The sequence below is a fragment of the Alteromonas sp. OM2203 genome (assembly GCF_048517045.1).
GTDB classification, from domain to species: domain Bacteria; phylum Pseudomonadota; class Gammaproteobacteria; order Enterobacterales; family Alteromonadaceae; genus Alteromonas; species Alteromonas gracilis.
The window spans coordinates 1350018-1368987 of the sequence record NZ_CP183209.1 but is presented as its reverse complement, the minus strand read 5'-3'; the positions used below and the strand labels follow the sequence as shown (position 1 = coordinate 1368987).

General features: G+C 45.8%; 20 protein-coding genes. 7 read left to right on the top strand and 13 right to left on the bottom strand.

Annotated features, from left to right (window positions below; genetic code table 11):
• Positions 1–35 precede the first annotated feature (35 nt).
• The 13 genes from ACM0P2_RS06110 to ACM0P2_RS06050 all read right to left on the bottom strand — a co-directional run bounded on the left by ACM0P2_RS06110 (position 36) and on the right by ACM0P2_RS06050 (position 11471).
• Positions 36–356, bottom strand: a complete 321-nt coding sequence (locus tag ACM0P2_RS06110) for a hypothetical protein (protein ID WP_419227432.1) — start codon at positions 354–356, stop codon at positions 36–38.
• The gene (locus ACM0P2_RS06105) at positions 356–1309 is read right to left on the bottom strand and encodes a hypothetical protein (protein WP_419227431.1); all 954 of its coding nucleotides are present in this window, start codon (positions 1307–1309) and stop codon (positions 356–358) included. The genes ACM0P2_RS06110 and ACM0P2_RS06105 overlap by 1 nt, the downstream gene beginning before the upstream one ends.
• Positions 1306–1506: a hypothetical protein gene (locus tag ACM0P2_RS06100; protein WP_159118147.1), complete on the bottom strand. Its 201-nt coding sequence runs from the start codon at positions 1504–1506 to the stop codon at positions 1306–1308. Before ACM0P2_RS06100 ends, ACM0P2_RS06105 begins: the two co-directional genes overlap by 4 nt.
• 64 nt (positions 1507–1570) lie before the next feature.
• Positions 1571–1978 (bottom strand): hypothetical protein, encoded by a 408-nt coding sequence (locus tag ACM0P2_RS06095; protein WP_419227430.1) that lies wholly within the window; start codon positions 1976–1978, stop codon positions 1571–1573.
• Positions 1975–2466: an HK97-gp10 family putative phage morphogenesis protein gene (locus ACM0P2_RS06090; protein ID WP_159578718.1), complete on the bottom strand. Its 492-nt coding sequence runs from the start codon at positions 2464–2466 to the stop codon at positions 1975–1977. The genes ACM0P2_RS06095 and ACM0P2_RS06090 overlap by 4 nt, the downstream gene beginning before the upstream one ends.
• A complete protein-coding gene (locus tag ACM0P2_RS06085; protein WP_419227429.1) occupies positions 2463–3065 on the bottom strand; it encodes a hypothetical protein in 603 nt (200 codons plus the stop codon). The genes ACM0P2_RS06090 and ACM0P2_RS06085 overlap by 4 nt, the downstream gene beginning before the upstream one ends.
• Positions 3052–3504: a hypothetical protein gene (locus tag ACM0P2_RS06080; RefSeq protein WP_419227428.1), complete on the bottom strand. Its 453-nt coding sequence runs from the start codon at positions 3502–3504 to the stop codon at positions 3052–3054. Before ACM0P2_RS06080 ends, ACM0P2_RS06085 begins: the two co-directional genes overlap by 14 nt.
• Positions 3505–3578: 74 nt before the next feature.
• Positions 3579–6125, bottom strand: a complete 2547-nt coding sequence (locus ACM0P2_RS06075) for a phage protease (protein WP_419227427.1) — start codon at positions 6123–6125, stop codon at positions 3579–3581.
• 70 nt (positions 6126–6195) lie between these two features.
• Positions 6196–7245: a hypothetical protein gene (locus ACM0P2_RS06070; protein WP_419227426.1), complete on the bottom strand. Its 1050-nt coding sequence runs from the start codon at positions 7243–7245 to the stop codon at positions 6196–6198.
• A gap of 10 nt (positions 7246–7255) precedes the next feature.
• On the bottom strand, positions 7256–7537 hold the full coding sequence (locus tag ACM0P2_RS06065; RefSeq protein WP_159118154.1) for a GroES family chaperonin: 282 nt from the start codon (positions 7535–7537) through the stop codon (positions 7256–7258).
• A complete protein-coding gene (locus tag ACM0P2_RS06060) occupies positions 7521–8918 on the bottom strand; it encodes a hypothetical protein (protein ID WP_419227425.1) in 1398 nt (465 codons plus the stop codon). Before ACM0P2_RS06060 ends, ACM0P2_RS06065 begins: the two co-directional genes overlap by 17 nt.
• A 5-nt stretch (positions 8919–8923) precedes the next feature.
• The gene (locus tag ACM0P2_RS06055; protein WP_419227424.1) at positions 8924–10525 is read right to left on the bottom strand and encodes a hypothetical protein; all 1602 of its coding nucleotides are present in this window, start codon (positions 10523–10525) and stop codon (positions 8924–8926) included.
• Positions 10518–11471 (bottom strand): hypothetical protein, encoded by a 954-nt coding sequence (locus ACM0P2_RS06050; protein WP_419227423.1) that lies wholly within the window; start codon positions 11469–11471, stop codon positions 10518–10520. The genes ACM0P2_RS06055 and ACM0P2_RS06050 overlap by 8 nt, the downstream gene beginning before the upstream one ends.
• A gap of 364 nt (positions 11472–11835) precedes the next feature.
• Here ACM0P2_RS06050 and rsxA point away from each other — a divergent pair, with 364 nt between their 5' ends.
• From rsxA to ACM0P2_RS06015, 7 genes are read left to right on the top strand one after another with little or no spacing between them, the layout of a single operon-like run.
• Positions 11836–12417: an electron transport complex subunit RsxA gene (rsxA, locus tag ACM0P2_RS06045; RefSeq protein ID WP_105931838.1), complete on the top strand. Its 582-nt coding sequence runs from the start codon at positions 11836–11838 to the stop codon at positions 12415–12417.
• Positions 12417–12998 (top strand): electron transport complex subunit RsxB, encoded by a 582-nt coding sequence (rsxB, locus tag ACM0P2_RS06040; protein WP_105931837.1) that lies wholly within the window; start codon positions 12417–12419, stop codon positions 12996–12998. Before rsxA ends, rsxB begins: the two co-directional genes overlap by 1 nt.
• Before the next feature lie 5 nt (positions 12999–13003).
• On the top strand, positions 13004–15607 hold the full coding sequence (gene rsxC, locus ACM0P2_RS06035) for an electron transport complex subunit RsxC (protein ID WP_159118199.1): 2604 nt from the start codon (positions 13004–13006) through the stop codon (positions 15605–15607).
• Entirely contained in the window at positions 15604–16689 is a 1086-nt protein-coding gene (rsxD, locus tag ACM0P2_RS06030; protein WP_159118159.1) for an electron transport complex subunit RsxD, read from the top strand. The genes rsxC and rsxD overlap by 4 nt, the downstream gene beginning before the upstream one ends.
• A complete protein-coding gene (locus tag ACM0P2_RS06025; RefSeq protein WP_159118160.1) occupies positions 16689–17468 on the top strand; it encodes an RnfABCDGE type electron transport complex subunit G in 780 nt (259 codons plus the stop codon). The genes rsxD and ACM0P2_RS06025 overlap by 1 nt, the downstream gene beginning before the upstream one ends.
• A 2-nt stretch (positions 17469–17470) precedes the next feature.
• Positions 17471–18163 (top strand): electron transport complex subunit E, encoded by a 693-nt coding sequence (locus ACM0P2_RS06020; protein ID WP_159118161.1) that lies wholly within the window; start codon positions 17471–17473, stop codon positions 18161–18163.
• A gap of 45 nt (positions 18164–18208) precedes the next feature.
• Entirely contained in the window at positions 18209–18919 is a 711-nt protein-coding gene (locus tag ACM0P2_RS06015) for an endonuclease III domain-containing protein (RefSeq protein WP_173359488.1), read from the top strand.
• Positions 18920–18970 lie beyond the last annotated feature (51 nt).

The window sequence follows — 18970 nt, the reverse complement described above, 5'->3', positions numbered from 1 at the left end:
TGTAACGCTAGGGCCTACCCAAAACTGGGCGGCCTCTAGGAGTTTTTTTCCGCTACGCCTGCGTCCATCTTTAAGTAGGCGTTATAAAGACCAACACGGTAATTGGTATCTGAAAGCAACTCTGCTTTGTCTTCATCACTTAGCTTTTCTAGACTGGCTTCAGTTTCACCAGCTTCTAGCATCACAGCTTTAAGTAACGGGGTTTGGCCTTCCTTGGCCGCAGCATCGAACTCTTTTTCAGATAAGCGCTTAAACCGAGCAAAGAAGTTATGTTCTTCAAGCGCCCCGCCGTCTGCAGGTACCTTTACAGATACAGGCCACACGACACTTTCTTTTCGTTTAATTTTTAATTGCATTAGCTCACCGTAATTTTGTTTTTACCAATGGCGCCATACGGCATCACAAACGTGCGTTTACCTTCAAATTCGCCGTAGCCCACGCCTAAAATTTGTAGCTCGGGGTTGGAAAAGGTAACGATATTGCCTGCTGTGGTACCGTGCTGAAGCGAGAAAGGTAGGAACACCTCCGCTTCGCTATTCACAATCGCGAACGGGTCGAAGTCGCCGTGATCAGGCACTAGAATTTCAATTTCACCTTCTGGCGCAATGTCATCAATGCTCACACCTTCATAACCTGGCAAATCGGTGTAGTTCACTTCGTTGTTTTGGTCTGAAGAGTAGTTAATAAGCGCATATTCACTGCCGTCTAGCGTGAACGTGGTGTATTGGTTACCCACCTTTACAGGCTTAAGTTGATTGAAAGAAGGAGTGGGCATAGCCTCTTTTAATACACCGCCGTAGGTACCTGTAATGGTTAGGGTGTAGGTAGGCAGTGCACCGTTGGCAACAGCAACACTTACATTGGCCTGTGCACCCAATACTTTATGGTTTCGGCCAGCGTGGTAGAAATAAATAGTCGCATCGGGCCAACTATCATCGTCCAGTTGTTCGTACTGCACATCAGTGCCGGGATTCACCGTTTCTGAGAACGCACCAATTTTAATTAGGTCGTTATAAACGGGGGCAGTACCAGCCGTACCGGAACCAGCAATTTCTACTTCAGTTGAAATAGTAAAATGCTGGCCCACTAGCATTTGGGGCTTATAACCTAGGGTTGCATCGTCCAGTTCACGGTCTAACGTTTCAATTTCTAGCGAAAGTTCGGCGTTTTTGGTTTGGATGTGCTTCGGCGTTTCGCCTGCCGCAATATAATCTTCACCAATGACTAGGGCTGGATTCGCTGCAGCGTTAAACACTGCCATGGTGAGCAGAAGGCGTTTCACCTTATACTTTTGATACTTAGCACTCATTGCTTAGGCTCCTTTGCTAATTTAGCGACAGGTGCCTGCTTTGCGGTGTGCTTTGTACTCAGTACCTTAACTGGCGCTAATTGGGCTAGTTGGGCACTGGAAAGCTCACCGTCTTCAAAAGTGTTTACACCTGGTGCGAAGTTAATGCCGGCGCTGCGCACTGGCTTCGTAGATGAATTGGTTACTGTAATAGGCATGGTCGCCCCCTTTTTCTGTAGTGCTCAGTGTCGCAATGAGGGGGGCGCAGCGTTAGGGCAAAAGTTAAAGGTCGTTAAAGCGCAGTTCGAATAAAACCCAAGCGTGAATAGGATCCATCTGGCGCGAGGTTCTGGCGCTGACCAGTTCAAGGTTAAGCGGTTCGTTTGTTTCACCATCTTGGGCAACTAATTCTTTAATTACCTCGAGCATAGAAAATTCAATGGCTTCTTTTTGCTCGCCAGTGGTGTTTTCGCTCACCAGCTGCTGGGCCACTATCATAAAGTTATGCACTTCGTCTTCCGTGTCGTACAAGCTACCGAACTGCGGAAAGCCAGAGGACAATACGGCATAAATGCGTTCATGCTTGTCCATTTCGGTGTCTAAATCGCTGTAATTTCGTGTGACATGGTGAATGCCAACTATTTGCTTAAGGTTATCTTTAACCGTGTTAAGCCGCTGTTCGGGGGTCATTTTGTTTTAACCTCTAATGCAGATTTAAAGTAAGTCAACGCTAGGTTTGGCGCTTTCGCTTTGATATGTTCAAGCGCTGGCTTCATAAACGGCTGCGCTGGGGTGCCTTGATAGAATATTTTGGTCTGTATGAGATAGGCCAGCTGTTCAATGCTCATGTCTTCGTCGTCGGGGGTAATACCTTTAACGTCCATCCAATCTAAAATAGTTTGGTCTGGTACCCATCCACCGCGGCCCGTTCCCTCTTCTACATACCTAGCATAATGAACACCAGCTACCACTTGATGAAAACTAGCGGATTGCTGCTTAGCGCGAATTGAATTGGTTAGGGTGCTTTCTGCTTTAGGGGTGTGGCGCTTCGCTTCTCTGGTACCTTCTTGCGATAAACGGCGAAGTAATTTTGCGGTAGTTCCATCGATGGCGTTAACACTGCGCTCTAAATAGTTGATTAGAGCGCGAGTATTAAGGTCTAGAATGATTTCGTTCATAGCGTTTCAGCTATACGGCCAGCTTCCTCTTGAAGCGCTTCAAACGCTAATTTGGGGCTGCCATACTGAATCTTGCCTGCATTCCCTTTGGTAGTAACTTGCGTGCCAGGCTCTCGCAGCACTAACAGTTTCATTACTTCCATTTGGCAGAGTAAAAGTAGTAGTGCCTGCTTGCGTGGCTCTATCTCTATGGCGCCATTATTCACTTGGTAGCGAGCATAGTAGAAATAGGTAAATCGACTGCCGAGATTACTAATCATCTGCGCAGTAGGTGCAAAGCTAAAGTAAATATTCCCCTCGTTATACGTCACATCAGGTAACCGAGAAATATAACCTGGTTCCCATGGTGCTACGCGCTGGTCAAAGCCCCACGCCGTTTCCTTGTAAGCCCAAATGTTAGAGGGCGCTGGGTATATCTGCACGCCAGGCTGCAGAGAAATGGTGTCGATACCTGTTGCCGGCGCAAGTCGTGACAGCGCATCAAGTGCGTTATCAACAATGGTGCTGGTTATCGTGATATCGTCAGTATCAAGCAGTTTAGTACTGCTTGATACCGATACCAATAAGCTTGCTACAAGATCCGCTTTACTGATTGACATGCTTTTGTTGCTCTGCCCGTTTTGCTATTTCATCGTTTACCATTGCTACCTTGGCTTCATCTTTAGCAACGTCAAGCAGCAATGCATCTAAGTCTTCAACGCTAGACAATGCTAATGCAAATTCTTCTAGCTCAACGCTGTACTCACGAGACTTAATTTCATCCGTAATGGCATCAATCGCGCTTGCACGGTTTTGGCCTTGTTCCTCTTCAGCCTGAAGCTGTTGAAGTTGGTCTTGGGTGAACGATTCAAGCTTTTCTTTCAATTTAGCTACTGTTGTAGCCAGTTCGCCCTTGACATCAAACGATATAGTTACCACTTGGCTAGATGCTGATTGCTTTGGTACTTCAACAATACGTGTTTCGCCAGGAGGAATCATTTTACCAGCTACAAACATAATTGCTGCAGAGGTATTGGTAATCGCTTTTTTCACTTTCATGGTTTTTACCTTTTAGCCAGTTAATAAAAAGGGCAGGCAATGTGGCCTGCCCTTTTTTGGGTTACATGACTGGCTTAGCGGCCAGTGCCCGAGTACACAACAACCGAGGTATAACGATCGGCCAATGGCTTAGGTGTATGAATAGCGTTGTATTCTTCACCGTAGGCTTCTTTGGTACCGTTCATTTCACCCGTCTCAGGGTCGCGACCTTCTTGCATTTCGCTCATAGAGAACGCTTTTGCTACACGATAGTGTGTAGTACCACGTTGGCCCATAAGGATACGTTCATCACCTAAGTCGATGCCTGGCGCATTCGTAGACCATGCTGGCATTGCTTTAATGGCAGCCAAATCACCCATGCCGTTAGTGTCGCTACCGTCACGCTTAAGGCTAACAATGAATTGGTCTGCGTTGGTACACATGTCGTTAAGCGTGTTGCTCATAAGCAGGAAGTTAGGCGCTTGGAAGCGGTCGTCTTTCATTACCGCTTTACGGTTACCAATCTTACGTAGCAAGCCGTTTAAGTGCTGTTCAAGCTTAGTGTCTGCTGGCAGGTCAATGTCGAACATTGCAACGTTCGTTGCACGAGAATATGAAATGGTTGCATTTGTCTCGTTAGGTGTAACCACTTCACCCGTTTCATCAACAAACTGAATGTAGCCCAAGTTACAGTTAGCCAATACGTAATACGTACCCGATGCCTGGTTACCCGTGCCATCAAACGGTAAAATTTCCGTAGAACCGAACATGATAGTAATTGGGTTCGACGTATTGCCAACGGTGTTTCCTTGAAGGTCAAACACCTGGTGTGGACGAACAACAGGGAACGTACTGGTTTTCACTACTGTGTTTGAACCATCAAGCTGTGAAGCGATGTTTTCCGCATTAACCGGAACGGCCGCTAGGCTGTCAGAAATACGTAGCATTTCGTTAGCTAGGCGACGTACTACAATTTCACGTAAAATACGTGAACAAGACGCCACATGACGGCCCCATGCATCCCAGTTAATACCGCTTACGCGAGTAAAGTGCATTAATTCATTAGACACGTTGAACGCGATTTTCATTGCGTTTACGTATGCCATATCGAAGCGAGTTTGAACACCTGCTTTCGGAATTCCACCGCGTTCAAACACTAAGCCATCGTTACGGCCTTTAAACGGTTTACGCTCTTCATACGGAATTTGCGTGGTCGATTGTGCACCCGGGTCTGTCTCGGCTGCTACCAGCTGAAGAATATTCATATCGTGCAGGGCTTCACGAATTACTTCACGACGGAAAGCATAAGGTAGCGCTGCATCAGAAATACTGCCTTCTTCACCGTTTAATACTTTGTATTCGCGGTTCAGCTGCTGGTTATACTGTCCATCAAACAAGGTAAGTACTTTATCTACGAACGGGTCAACCGTTTCAGATAGGCGAATTGAGCCGTTTGAGAATGACGACGTTTGCTTAAGTTGCTTACGCACATCTTCAGCAAGTTTCATTGCATTAGCGTTGTGACCAGAAGCCAGTACAACAGAGCCCATCGGGCCATTGCCGCCTTGGAAACCCATGCCAGCCAGTTTAGTTTGCGCTTCTAGCTCTTCACCCAGCACAATTTGCTGTGTTGCCAGTGCTTTCACTTGGCCTTCTGTCATTTCTGCAGTAATAAGGTCAGCCGACCTAAGCAGCTTCGCTTTTACACCATCAGAAAGGCCTTCGGTACCATTCACTTGCTCAGTGAACAGCTTAACATTTGCATCGCGCTTGGTTTGAGCGTCAGACAGCAACTTAGCTTTATCAGCTTCTAGCTTTTCAAATAGTGATTTTACTGCTTCTTCCGTTAAGCCAGTAGACGTATTAACCGTAACGTTAGGTACAGTCTCTGGTGAGGTTTCAGCAAGTGATAACGCCGTTTCTTGCAGATTCGCCATTAACGTTTTTTGCTGGGTTTCGTCTGAAATGCCTTCAAGCACTTTCTTAGCTGTATCTACCCATTTAGATATTGCCGACTCGCTTAGCTTTTTATTCGCAAGCGCCTCTTTAAATAACTTAAGTAATTTTTCCACGTTTGATTCCTTAGAGAATTGAACCGCCAGCTGCTGTGAAATTAGCTGCATGCCATCGAAGTCTTCACCTTCTGATAGCTCTACACGGTCTAGATTTTTAATACAGGGGCGAACCACCAAGCCAGCCGCCAAAAGCGTGGGGCCAAATTCGGTATGGGGTTCTTCGTTGCTGACGAAATTTTCAATAAATTCCGCTGACAAGTAGCGATAACCTTTCTTTTCAATCAGTTCTTGACCGAAAGGCGTCCACGCCACTTCACCACGCAGTTTGTTCCCATCCAGGAATAAGCGTGTAATTGTGCCTGCCGCACCGTCACTCGGGTTGTGGGCTTTATCTATGAAAATGTCCTGACCAAAAACACCTTTATTGAAGTTATTCACCATGCTTTGCAGCATTGTGGTGCTAATTTCAAAGTGTCCGTAGCGAGGGTCAAAGAATTTACCCGTTCGGGTGATAGTAACCACTGAGGTCTTTTGTTCGGCATCCACCGAAACTGCAGAGGCAAGAAAGCGCACCGTCTTCGTATGAGTAGGTGCTTCCAATTGGATTTTTCGGTTGTGTTGGGGCATGTCCACACTCAACTATTATTAACCTAGTTTGAGTGTGGCAGTGTAGAAAACGCAGCGTTAGGGCAAACTTTTAAACAAAACGTTTTTTCAAGGTCTTCACTTTTGACCTGATCATGGTTTCTTTTAACTGGTCATTTTGTAGCAAATTGTTCTTATAAACACCCAGTACACCAATGCGAATATTGCCCGATTGATTGCTTAACCACTCTATTCGGTCTTGCTTGGTGGCTCGGTCTTCGTCGGTCACTTCATCGGTAAATACCGCTTCTACATAGCTAAGGGTATTCGGGTGAGCAGGCCACGGGTTTTTGCCTTTAGGATAAACGCCTCTGCCTAGGCCAAAACGGTTTACACTTGCATGCATGTCGCAAATATCCACCCTTGGGTGATTAGGGCTAAGCATAAAGCGTGTACCTATAATGTCGTCATCATCTTCCAGGCTATTTTGATAAGCCATGCCATGAGCGCGATTTATCTCTGTTCTAAACAAACGCCTGGCTTGCCAATACGCCGCATCTTCATCCTTGCCTTGTGCTTTGAGTACGTTTCCTATTTTCTCTGCAGATGCATTATTAACTTTGTTTTTAATTTCTTTGGTGGGCAACTCGTTGTTGGTTACCAAACTGGCCGCTGCTTCGCTGGCCGAATGCCCTTGAATAACTGCGCTGTTTATCGCTCTTAGCACTTTATTCTTATTGTTGTCGTTAATTATCCAAAGTCGGTCAGATAGCTGTAAGCCGTCTTCGCCAGTGAATTGCTTAACGAACCGCGTTGTTCGCTGGGCAATATCTAGCGCAGACGCTGCAGCGGAATGCGACAAAAAAGGTTTTACACCAATATTAGCCGATGCCAACAAACTTCTGTTTAGCAGTTCGGTTTGCAGACTTGCCAAATTATTAAGCGCACGTTCTATGTCGGTGCGTAGTGCGGAAAGCTGTTGTAAGCGAATAATGCCGATACTGTCAGCGTAGAAAAGGAGAATACTAATCACCTCTTCTAAGCTGCTCTCATAGTAGCTTTGCAGTTCAGCCAGAGCGCTAAGGTCGAGGGCAAAGTACTCTTTTAAAGCCAATGCCTGTGCCCGTTTTATTATTGCTTTCTTGCGTGATAATTCACTCATGATCACTCACTCATAATATGGCTTGTACATCATTAATAGAAAGCAGGCGTACCGTGGTATCAGCAAGTTCATACCTAAAGCCAGCATACCTACCTAGTAAAACTCTATCCCCTGGCTTAACTATCATCGGCGCCCTTTTACCGTTTTTAAGCACGCGGCCTTCGCCAACCGCTAACACAGTGGCTTGGTTTGACGGGCGACTGTCAATAACATCTAAGACAGACGACGAATTTTCCGGTTTTTCATCAGTAACAACTAAATTATCACCAATGGGTTTAAGCGTTTCGGACATAGGTTGCAGACTCACCTTTAGGCTCATTACCTGGTGTAACTTTAACACGAGGTTTTGGGCTTTCGTTAGTTGGTGTGCCGTCATCATCGTCTTGTTCGCCAGGATAAGGATCACCACTTGATTTCTGGTCTTTGATTTTATCCATGACATAAGCAGGTTCGAAGCCTGCCGTTTCCCATACTAATGAGTCTGGTACCCCCAGCGCTTGATACTTAAGCGCCAAGTCTGCTTTCTGATTACGTGTTTCTGTTTTGCGCTCGGTGAACTGCACATTGAAGTTATAAGAGTCGGGATTAATGCCGGCTAACAGCAGCTGCAGGCGAAAGCCTTCAAAGTAAACTTGTGAAAGGGTATCTTGCAGGCCCTCTATTTCTTCAAAGTAGTCTTTTTTAAGGTCTTCTAGAATGTCTCGGCTTAACCCATCTGAATAACCAAATAAACCTTTCGGTGCTGGGGCGCCGCTAAAGAACGTATCGAGCAAATGCACAACATCGTTAATTTGGTCTAGGTTGGCATCGCCATTAACCCCAGTAACGCCACCCTTTCTGTTTGAATAGAAATCTGTGGTCATTAAACCTTTTTCGTTTTCAATGCCGTTTTTATACTTCTGAAGTTCTTCCGCTGTGGCACCATCAAGAACGTGGCTAAAGCGTTGGGGTGCGCGTGTTCGTCTGCGAATAACCAAATCGTCTTCGGTCATTTGCAGCTGCTTCCACGTTTTTCGTGTGGCATCTAAATAAGGGCGGCCATTACAACCAAAATCGTCGTAGTTGTCGGGGTCAATTCTGACAACGGAAAGCTGCCAAAAAGCAAACTCAGCAATAATCTGGTACCCACCAACGGGATCTAATTGCTTATAGGCTGCGGCGATGTTTTTAAGTTGGCCTGTTGGCAACGTATCAGCAAGAATAGTTTCTGCTGGCATGCGAAGGCCAGACACCATGTTTCGCTGGTCATTCACAACCCACTGCATTGCAAGCGCACCTTCCATCACGGCACCTCTTGCGTCAGAGTGAAGCTTTTGAGGGTTATTGAGGCCAAGACGGTTAACCCAAAGCTTAAATAGCCGGCTGATACGGTCGTTTTCTTTTCCATTCCACTGCAGACGAATACCATTTTTTGTTGCATCTCGGGCCATGCGCCTATGAATTCGTTTAACACGAGGGTCGGTGCGGTCCATTTCTCTAATGTGGTGTACTGCCGCTTTATAGTCAGGAGACACATAAAGTTCGTTGTATAAACGTCTTACATAATTTTCAGTGTTAACCGTGGTACCACCACGCGTGTTTTCTTTGTGCTGGGCTTCTTCGCTCTTACTTACAGCGTCTACCGAGGAAGTATGGCGGCCAAGCGCTCGGTTAATTGTTGAAATAATTCCCATGCTCTCTATACCCCTGGTAATAAAATGGTGGTGCCTAGCAACTCTTCGCGACTTCGGGAAGATGACATTACGGCTGTATTTGGTTTTGGTTGGCCTCGCGTAGCAAGCGCCCACACAGACGCCATAGCAGCGTCAAATAAGTCATCGCCTATTTTCTTTAGCACCATTACGTAACTTGAATAACTCTTACTGGTTTCTTCTGGCTTGATGTTCGATAGTTGCTTAATAAAGGTTTTAATATCTGAAATCGCTAAACTATCGATATCTAAGCCGGACGGCTCTAAATGTTCGACGTAAGGAATAACGGCGTGGCCGTGGTGGAAAACCCCTCTTAATGCTTGCGCCATACTGTGTTTTATTGAGCCCTCGAAACGCAAAGGTGCAAAGGCCCAATCATTCCATGCTGAAGCATTCGACTCACCATCATTAATCGCTCGTATATCAACTGGGGTGAGGCCTTCATAATAAAGGTCGTGGTTTAACTGGGTAAGCATACCTAAGCCGTAAGCATCGCCTATGGCGTAGTCGGGACGAAAGTAACGCCAGAACGCAAGCAAGTCATTTTTAACAACCGAGTCGTCGGTACCTGCAGCCCATGTCTTTGCAAACACAAAAACAACATAGTTTCCGACTTGCTCAGTAACAATAAATGCATGCTTTGATGCCGTAGCGCTCTCACCATGGCCTGCAGCATCGTAACCAAAACTTAATAAACCGCGTTTTCTATATCTGGCACCAGGCTCGGGGATAACCATTTCAATGTTGGTTTTTGCGCCCATCTGAATGGCTGCACGAATATACTTTTCCCAAATTAAGTTAGTAGAACTGGTGTTAATGCACAGCAGCTGGCGAATGTACTCTTCGGGTGAAAGCTGAACTTTCATGTCGTCGATAAACTTACCGTTTAGGATCCCAAGCTCTACCCCTAAGTGACAATCGACCGTAGGCAATAAGTGATATTTCTTCGTTTCTAACAAACTTGAAAGTACCGACGCCCCTTTAAATACACCTGTAATTCTAATTATTGGTTCGTTCTTGGCGTTTTCGTCAGCACCTAAGCGGCGTGTCGAACCCATGGTAAGTAGGAAACGGGAATTAAGGCGCTCTTGGTCTAAGTCGTCGACCTCTTCAATAGAGGCCAAGGTTAAATCGCCGCCGTCGATTTGGGAAAAGATACCGTAACCTCGCGCTATGCTTCGGTTGCAGAACCTAAAATAAGTATCGCTCATTTGCTTACGGCCATTACGGTATTCAATAAAGTTACCGAGAATTTCAGACCGACGAATAGCGTCTAGGTGGTAGTTAAGGTTAACCAGGCTTTGTGCTTCTTTGGGCGCCACAATCCCCAGTTCTTGGTCGGGATTCGTTGCCAGGTATTCGAGGTTCCACATTTCTTTAACTGCGGTTTTACCTGTACGACGGCAACTGTTATCGATGGTGTTTGGGTACCTATCCATTTCATAACACTTAAGTACCTGCATTGGGTCTAGTGTTATGTCGTGAACATGCTTATGCCAAAGGGAATGGTCACCCTTGTAACGCATAATTTCAGCTTCAGCCAAATGCTGCAGGCGCTGCCTTTCTTTTGCGGTTACACGTTCAGCCATCGCCGTTCGCTTTCTTGTGTTCTAGCAATATTTCATCTTGGCTAAGCGCATTCTGAGAATTCACTATTTTTTCGCGCAAGCTATCGAGTAATTCATGCTGTTTATTTTGGAAGTCGGCTAAGCTCTGCTTATCTTTGCCTTCTTGCTGTAAGCGGCCCATTTGAATTTCATTTTCTTCACGCACTTTTTGCGTCATACCCAAATCAGCAAGCGTAAGGTTGTTTTTGCTCATTAGGTCGAAGATATGCTTAAGCAGCGGGTTGGCTTTCGTATCCATAATGGTGGTTTTCTTGCCAGTTTCACTATCAGTGTACTGAGCAAGGTGAAAGCCACCGTCTTTATCAAATGAGAATGCCGGTGTTTCTAGCACGACACCTTTATTAATTACGCTTATCAGCATGTCATCCATTAACGAAGCAAAGTTAGCCTGTTGCATCGCTTGGTGCTCTCGCAGCATTTTGGGGTCGTGACTTTCAATGGCGATCAGATGGCGCATAAATAATTCAGTTTTGCGCATGCATGCCACTTGCTGGCTGCAGTAGTTAAAATCGATATCGCATGTTTCACACGCATCATATTTGCCAGGCTTCGCAGGAAAATAGAGCGCTTGCTTTGCCGCTGCGCCGTGTTTCAACGCATTAAATCGCGTTCTTAACGCTTCCTCTGGCGTAGGGTGTCCGTCCAAGTTTGCTGCAGAGGCCGCTTTACCTTCCAGTGTTTTGGGGCCTGTTGATTTTACATAGCTGCTGAATAAGCCGCGCTGCCATGGAATTTGCTGCGAATGCGCTCTACATGACGGGCAAGTGGCAAAATAACGGTAAGGGTGAGCTAAATTTTCATCACTTACCACTTCCTCGGGCTCTGAATCCCACACGTGCAAACACACATCACATTTAAATGTAATGTGGTTACGTGGCTCTAAGAACTTGCTTTTGTCCGTTTTCATACTGCCATTTTGGTGCAGCAGAACAAGCAGCGTTAGGGCAAATTCACATTAGGGGGAACTATTTAAAAAATATACAGCTATGCCGCTTTTCTCAATTGTGGCGGTAACTTACGGGTAAAGACGACCATTGGGACTCTAATAGTTCCCAGTAAGGAGGGTTCGGGGAGCCACTTAGTTGGCTCTCAAATCGTCCTACCCACATCCATTTATTTTAATTCCCAAAACAACGCGTTTAGACATTAAATAACCCTAATTCAATCAAGTTGTTAAACCCGTTCTAAAAAGGGATAATAGAAACAATCTATCTTTCTTTTTAAAGCACGGGCAATGTCCGTCTAGATTCCTCGAAGGAATTGCGTTTTTCATGACTGAATTTTTACTGCTATTGATTGGTACAGTACTGGTTAACAACTTCGTGTTGGTCAAGTTTCTCGGGTTATGCCCATTCATGGGTGTTTCTGGAAAACTAGAGACCGCCATGGGCATGTCTATGGCAACCACATTCGTACTCACTCTCGCCTCTGCAACAAGCTATTTGGTAGAAACCTATTTACTCGCACCTTTGGGTATTGGTTATTTAAGAACACTAGCTTTTATCCTTGTTATAGCAGTAGTGGTTCAGTTCACTGAAATGGTGGTACACAAAACCAGTCCTACCTTATATAGGCTACTGGGTATTTTTCTTCCTCTCATTACGACTAATTGCGCAGTATTAGGCGTTGCACTTTTGAACCTCACAGAACAGCACAATTTCATGCAAAGCCTCATATATGGTTTTGGCGCTGCCGTTGGCTTTTCGTTGGTACTAGTGCTTTTTGCTGCGATGCGCGAGCGACTCGCAGCAGCGGATGTACCTGTTTCATTTAAAGGCGCGTCAATAGCCATGATTACGGCAGGTCTTATGTCTCTTGCTTTCATGGGCTTTAGTGGTTTGGTGAAGCTATAATGACGATGTCTACTGCCATAATTTTTGCCGTTGCTGCAATCGGTGTATTAGCCCTAATATTTGGCCTTGTTTTAGGCTACGCCAGCATCCGCTTTAAAGTGGAAGGTGACCCGCTCGTAGAGCAAATAGATGCCGTGCTTCCACAAACCCAATGTGGCCAATGTGGCTATCCAGGATGTAAGCCTTACGCTGAAGCAATAGCCGAGGGCGATGATATTAATAAGTGCCCTCCCGGTGGTGAATCTACCATCAAAAAGCTTGCTGATTTGATGGGTGTTGAACCTAAACCCCTCGATGCAGCCCACGGCGAGGAAGACGTCAAAAAAGTCGCCTTTATTCGTGAGGATGAATGCATTGGTTGTACGAAGTGCATTCAAGCATGTCCTGTTGACGCTATTTTGGGCGCGGCAAAGCATATGCACACTGTCATTACCGATGAGTGCACAGGGTGCGACCTGTGTGTAGACCCCTGCCCTGTTGACTGTATTGATATGGTTCCTATCACTGAAACTACTTCTACGTGGAAGTGGGATTTTTCATCATCACCTAAAGGTGATATTCCCATAAAAATGGTGTCGTAATTGTGATGTATCCAAGTTTTGATTCAATTATAGAAACCTTAAATGCGGGAAAAACATACTCGTTTCCGGGTGGTGTACACCCAGACGATAAAAAGGCCCTTTCTAACACTTCTATTATCCAGAAGCCTTCTATGCCCGAATTATTGGTAGTGCCGCTTCGACAGCATATTGGCTCAGATGGAATATGCTGCGTAGAGGTTGGTGATACAGTATTAAAAGGTCAAGTTCTCTCGCAAAGCTCTTCGCCTTTTTCAGTGCCTGTTCACGCGCCAACTTCGGGTGAAGTCGTGGCTATTGCGCCGCATGTTGTGGCGCACCCTAGCGGCCTTACAGAAATGTGTGTTTCGATACGCCCTGACGGCAAAGATACATGGTGTGAACTGTCTGCTACTACGAATTACAGTAATGTCGACAAAAGCCAGCTGATTGATGCTATCTGTCAGGCAGGTATTTCAGGCATGGGCGGTGCGGGCTTCCCTACTCACATTAAAACATCGACCTCAAAACCAGTTGAATTTCTCATTTTAAATGGTATTGAGTGCGAGCCATATATTACTTCTGACGATCGCCTTATGCGCGAGCATGCGTGGCAAATACGCCAGGGGCTGGATATTCTTGTACACTTAATCGGCCCCAAAGCGATTATTGTGGCAGTAGAGGATAACAAACCAGAAGCGTTTGAAGCGTTAAATATTGCCTGCCAGGATAAGAAAGATTATCGGGTAGTCAGCGTAGAAACCAAATACCCTGCTGGTGGTGAGAAACAACTCATTCAAGTCATCACTGGCCGAGAAGTGCCAAGAAACGGCCTTCCAGCGGATATTGGTGTAATGATGTTTAACGTAGGCACCTGCTACGCTATTGCTGATGCCATTTTGCATGGCAAACCACTTATTGAACGAATTGTCACTGTGACCGGTGAAGCCGTTGAGTCACCCAGCAACTTCCGAGCACTGATAGGTACTCCTGTTTCTCATTTATTGAGCGAAGCCAAATACAATCCGAAAAAGCAAAAAGCGCCTAAAGTGGTAATGGGCGGACCCATGATGGGATTTACCTTATCGGATGCAACCATACCCGTGGTAAAAACCACCAATTGTTTACTTGTTCCTGCAAAAAAAGAGCTCGTCGACGACAATGTTGAGCGACCATGTATTCGCTGCAGCGCGTGCGCTGATGCCTGCCCAGCCTCTCTGCTACCTCAGCAAATGTTTTGGCATGCCAAAGCAAAAGAATATGACAAGGCGGAAGAATACGACCTGTTCGACTGCATTGAATGCGGTGCTTGCGCGTACGTTTGCCCGAGCGAAATACCGCTAGTCCATTATTATCGCCAAGCCAAAGTAGAAATTCGTCTACAGCGTGATGAGAAGAATAAAGCAGAAAAAGCAAAGCAACGTTTTGAAGCTCGCAAAGAACGCTTAGAGCGGGAAAAGCGTGAACGTGAAGAAAAGCACAGAAAAGCCAAAGAAGCGCGTTTAGCTGCTAATAAAGCGAAAGAACACAATGCTGAAGCAGTCGATAACGCCAGCAATACTGACGTAACAGAAGCGAAAGACAAAGTGGCCGCGGCGCTTGCTCGCGCGAAAGCTAAAAAAGCTGCTTTGCAGGCTAATTCAAGTAATGAGAGTACAACGTCGAACACTGGCGAACCAAGCACTGCAACAGACGATAAGAAGGCTCAGGTAGCGGCCGCTATTGCCAGAGCTAAGGCGAAAAAAGCGGCGCAAGCTCAAAGTGAAAAGGTCGACGAATCATCGTCTATTCAACCTGCTGCGCCATCGCCTGAAGATGAGAAAAAAGCCAAAGTTGCTGCAGCTATTGCAAGAGCAAAAGCGAAAGAAGCAGCACAAGCTGCTCCCTCTGAAGAGCCGATCCCCGGAAACCACTCAGACGAACACGCAGACAAACATGCAGACGAAGACGTCGCAAAAAACATAGAAGAATTTACCGCTGATAACAATGTAAAACTATCAGCAGAAGAACAGAAAAAAGCGCGAATTGCAGCGGCAGTGGCGAAAGCAAAAGCCCAAAAAGCGGCCAAAAGTATGTCCGAAAATGGGCTGCCAGAATCGTCATCTCCAGCACAATCTCCTTCTCAAAGCATCGCTCAGTCAGGCGAGCAGAAGAATGAGCAACAGGACGAGAAACGGGCAAGAATTGCCGCAGCAGTAGCTAAAGCGAAGGCCAAAAAGGCAGAGGCTGAAGTAGCGCAAACGGTTAGTTCTGCCGGTAATGAAAAAGAAAACGAAGAAATCGTTCATTTACCAGAAAGCAACAGTACTCAACAAGAAAGCAACGCAGACTCTTCCGGAAAAAGCGAGGCGGACGAGAAAAAAGCCCGAATTGCAGCAGCCGTAGCCAAAGCTAAAGCGAAAAAGCGTGCCCTAGCAAGCCAAGAAGAATCATCGCCTACCGAAAACAATGAGACAGAGAGCCAGGCGAAGGGCGAACCGAGTGAATCACCCTCGCAGGACAATGCAGAAACGAACACGCAAGACGGCGCTCCGATGTCAGGGCAGGATGAAAAGAAAGCACGTATTGCCGCGGCTATCGCTAAAGCTAAGGCGAAAAAAGCCGCTGCAGATAAAGAGAAAGAATCACAATGAAATTAAGTTTATCGAGTTCGCCACACCAGCGGGTTAAACGCGATACGGGTCAAGTCATGCGCATGGTGATTTACGCCATGATCCCAGGAATGATTGCGCAGTCCTTCTTTTTTGGTTGGGGCATGTTAATACAGTCAGTGATTGCTGTAGTAAGTGCACTGGTTTTTGAAGGCCTTATTTTATACCTTCGGAATCGCCCTATAGAGCGCACACTTACCGACTATAGCGCCGTTTTAACTGGGCTTTTAATCGCAATAAGCATTCCGCCCACCCTCCCTTGGTGGATGACGGTAACCGGTGTTTTCTTTGCCATTGCAGTAGCTAAACAAGTTTATGGTGGCTTAGGATTCAACATTTTTAACCCTGCAATGATCGCTTACGTTGTTCTGCTCATTTCGTTTCCTGCCGCCATGAGCTTATGGTTGCCTCCCACTACTCACGCTGGGATTACTCCGAGCTTCTTCGACGCTGTTTCGCTGATATTTACGGGGTTTACCACAAGTGGATATGACGTTACTCAGCTTAAAACCATTGCCGATGGTGTAACGATGGCGACACCATTGGACACGTTGAAAACCGATCTAACTCAAGGTGTCACCTACTCAGAATCACTCACTAAGCCAATTTTCGATGGCGGTTTTTTTGAAGCCGCTGGCGCAGGCTGGGGAATAGTGAGTATTGCTTATTTGCTGGGTGGACTATATTTATGGAAAACCCGCATAATCAGCTGGCATATTCCAGGCGGCATGTTAATGAGTGTGTTTGTCTGCGCTTCACTGCTTCATTTAGCCAATGCTGATTACTATGCCTCACCGCTTTTCCATTTGTTTAATGGCGCAGTTATGGTTGGCGCATTCTTTATCGCCACCGATCCTGTATCAGCATCGACCACACCTAAAGGGCGTATCATTTTTGGGGCGGCCATCGGCTTTTGGATTGTTATCATTCGGACGTTTGGTGGATATCCAGATGCTGTAGCGTTTGCAGTGATCATTATGAATATGGCTGTACCGCTTATCGATTATTACACTCGCCCACGTGTTTATGGGAAAAATGCCGATAAAGGTCGAGGTAAATATTAATGATGAAAGACAGCTTAACTAAAAACGGGTTGATGTTAGGTGCGTTTGCCGTCGTGACTACCGCTCTTATCTCGCTTACCTTTTATGGCACTAAAGATAAGATTGAGCAACAAAAGCAGCAGAAACTACTGAGCGTGCTCAATGAAGTAGTGCCCAGTGAATTTCACGATAATCCACTATACGCAAACTGCACTCAAGTGACGGCAACCGAATTAGGCGCAAAAAAAGCGCACAAAGTTTACCGAGCCACGTTGAACGGTAAACCGAGTGCAGTGGTGCTTGAGGCCACCGCTCCTGACGGTTATAGCGGTGATATTGATTTAGTTGTAGGCGTCAGTGTGAACGCATCTGAGTTTTTAAATTCAAAAGACAATGAGGGTGTAAATAAAGTTAATCAAGACGAGAGAAAACCTACTGAAAATAAAATGACGGTACTCGGTGTTAGAGTGATTGAACACAAAGAAACGCCAGGGTTAGGCGATAAGATTGAGCTTGCGGTTAGTAACTGGATCACCACGTTTAGCGACAGACCTTTCTCAAACGATAATTTAGCACCATGGCAAGTCAAAAAAGATGGCGGCGAGTTCGACCAATTTACTGGCGCAACCATTACGCCACGGGCGGTAGTAGGCGCAGTGCGTGAAGCCTTGTTGTATGCACAGGCTAACCAGTCGGCGTTATTCTCTGCCCCTAACACTTGCCAACGCAAAGATAACGCTAACACCGCTGAGCCTAACGACATTTATGAGGCACACCCTCAACAAGTAGAGGAGCTTTAAACGTGACCGATTTTCGCGACCTATCGCTACAAGGGCTCTGGAAAAACAATCCAGCTTTAGTTCAGCTGCTTGGGCTGTGCCCCTTGTTAGCGGTTACCGCTACCTTTATCAATGGCTTAGGTTTAGGCCTTGCCACCATGCTTGTTCTGATTGGTAGCAACGTAACCGTATCATTAGTGCGAAACCTAGTAAGAAATGAAATCCGTATCCCTGTTTTCGTCATGATTATTGCTGCCTTTGTTACTATTATTCAGCTGCTAATGAATGCATTTACTTACGAGCTTTACTTAGCCTTAGGCATTTTTATTCCGCTTATTGTCACCAACTGCGCAATCATTGGTCGCGCTGAAGCATTTGCCTCTAAAAACGACCCTCTTGCCTCCGCTTATGACGGGCTTATGATGGGATTAGGTTTTACTGCCGTATTGGTCATTTTAGGTGGTATGCGTGAAATTTTGGGCGCAGGAACATTATTAGCCGGAGCTGATAGGCTATTTGGTCCAATTGCTGAAAACTGGACAGTCGTGCTGTTTAGTACCGAGAACCCTTTCCTGCTGGCCGTTCTTCCTCCCGGTGCGTTCTTAGGAATGGGCTTGCTCATCGCTATAAAGAATATTATTGACGCAAAAATTGCTGCACAGCAAACTGTAACAACAGAAAAAGCTGCACGGGTGCGTGTTACTGCTGAAAGCTAGTCATCCTTTACCGAGACCATAAAATAAGAGTAAGAGTCTGTCTTAATGTTAGATGTTGCTAAGCCCATCTCAAAGCAAGAAAAAGTCAAAGAAATCATGCGAATTTTGGATGAACTTTATCCAGAAGTACCTATTTTCCTAGATCATAAAGATCCCTACACTCTTCTAATCGCTGTGCTGCTATCAGCGCAGTGCACTGACGAAAGGGTCAATCAGATTACTCCGAAGCTATTTGCTCGCGCCGATAACCCTTATGACATGGTGATGATGAGTATTGAAGAAATTCAAGACATTATCCGTCCTTGTGGTTTATCGCCCATGAAATCTAAAGGGATCTGGCATTTATCCGACATGATTATCAAGCTACATAACGGTGAAGTTCCAGCAAGCTTTGAGGCATTAGAAGCGATGCCGGCTGTAGGACATAAAACCGCAGCAGTTGTCATGTCTCAGGGGTTTGGCATCCCTGCATTTCCCGTAGATACCCATATCCATCGACTCATGTATCGCTGGGGCCTTTCAAACGGAAAAAGTGTAGAGCAAACCGAGCGTGACGCAAAACGCCTGTTCCCCCGAGAGAGATGGAACGACCTGCATCTACAAATCATTCTTTATGGAAGAGAATACTGCCCTGCCCGCGGATTTGACTTAAATAAGTGCGTTATTACACGAGAATTCGGAAGGAAAAGCTTCATTAACGAAGTACTCAAAGAGCAAGAGAAAAAACAAAAGCTGATGCTGAAGAAGCGGAAATAAAAACATTTTAAGAGGAGTCGAAAGACTCCTTTTTTATTTTTTTCTATCTCA

What these genes read in the sequence shown, in the direction of transcription:
- ACM0P2_RS06110 (WP_419227432.1), bottom strand. Translation starts at nt 356, where the DNA reads ATGCAATTAAAAATTAAACGAAAAGAAAGTGTCGTGTGGCCTGTATCT.
- ACM0P2_RS06105 (WP_419227431.1), bottom strand. Translation starts at nt 1,309, where the DNA reads ATGAGTGCTAAGTATCAAAAGTATAAGGTGAAACGCCTTCTGCTCACC.
- ACM0P2_RS06100 (WP_159118147.1), bottom strand. Translation starts at nt 1,506, where the DNA reads ATGCCTATTACAGTAACCAATTCATCTACGAAGCCAGTGCGCAGCGCC.
- ACM0P2_RS06095 (WP_419227430.1), bottom strand. Translation starts at nt 1,978, where the DNA reads ATGACCCCCGAACAGCGGCTTAACACGGTTAAAGATAACCTTAAGCAA.
- ACM0P2_RS06090 (WP_159578718.1), bottom strand. Translation starts at nt 2,466, where the DNA reads ATGAACGAAATCATTCTAGACCTTAATACTCGCGCTCTAATCAACTAT.
- ACM0P2_RS06085 (WP_419227429.1), bottom strand. Translation starts at nt 3,065, where the DNA reads ATGTCAATCAGTAAAGCGGATCTTGTAGCAAGCTTATTGGTATCGGTA.
- ACM0P2_RS06080 (WP_419227428.1), bottom strand. Translation starts at nt 3,504, where the DNA reads ATGAAAGTGAAAAAAGCGATTACCAATACCTCTGCAGCAATTATGTTT.
- ACM0P2_RS06075 (WP_419227427.1), bottom strand. Translation starts at nt 6,125, where the DNA reads ATGCCCCAACACAACCGAAAAATCCAATTGGAAGCACCTACTCATACG.
- ACM0P2_RS06070 (WP_419227426.1), bottom strand. Translation starts at nt 7,245, where the DNA reads ATGAGTGAATTATCACGCAAGAAAGCAATAATAAAACGGGCACAGGCA.
- ACM0P2_RS06065 (WP_159118154.1), bottom strand. Translation starts at nt 7,537, where the DNA reads ATGTCCGAAACGCTTAAACCCATTGGTGATAATTTAGTTGTTACTGAT.
- ACM0P2_RS06060 (WP_419227425.1), bottom strand. Translation starts at nt 8,918, where the DNA reads ATGGGAATTATTTCAACAATTAACCGAGCGCTTGGCCGCCATACTTCC.
- ACM0P2_RS06055 (WP_419227424.1), bottom strand. Translation starts at nt 10,525, where the DNA reads ATGGCTGAACGTGTAACCGCAAAAGAAAGGCAGCGCCTGCAGCATTTG.
- ACM0P2_RS06050 (WP_419227423.1), bottom strand. Translation starts at nt 11,471, where the DNA reads ATGAAAACGGACAAAAGCAAGTTCTTAGAGCCACGTAACCACATTACA.
- rsxA (WP_105931838.1), top strand. Translation starts at nt 11,836, where the DNA reads ATGACTGAATTTTTACTGCTATTGATTGGTACAGTACTGGTTAACAAC.
- rsxB (WP_105931837.1), top strand. Translation starts at nt 12,417, where the DNA reads ATGACGATGTCTACTGCCATAATTTTTGCCGTTGCTGCAATCGGTGTA.
- rsxC (WP_159118199.1), top strand. Translation starts at nt 13,004, where the DNA reads ATGTATCCAAGTTTTGATTCAATTATAGAAACCTTAAATGCGGGAAAA.
- rsxD (WP_159118159.1), top strand. Translation starts at nt 15,604, where the DNA reads ATGAAATTAAGTTTATCGAGTTCGCCACACCAGCGGGTTAAACGCGAT.
- ACM0P2_RS06025 (WP_159118160.1), top strand. Translation starts at nt 16,689, where the DNA reads ATGATGAAAGACAGCTTAACTAAAAACGGGTTGATGTTAGGTGCGTTT.
- ACM0P2_RS06015 (WP_173359488.1), top strand. Translation starts at nt 18,209, where the DNA reads ATGTTAGATGTTGCTAAGCCCATCTCAAAGCAAGAAAAAGTCAAAGAA.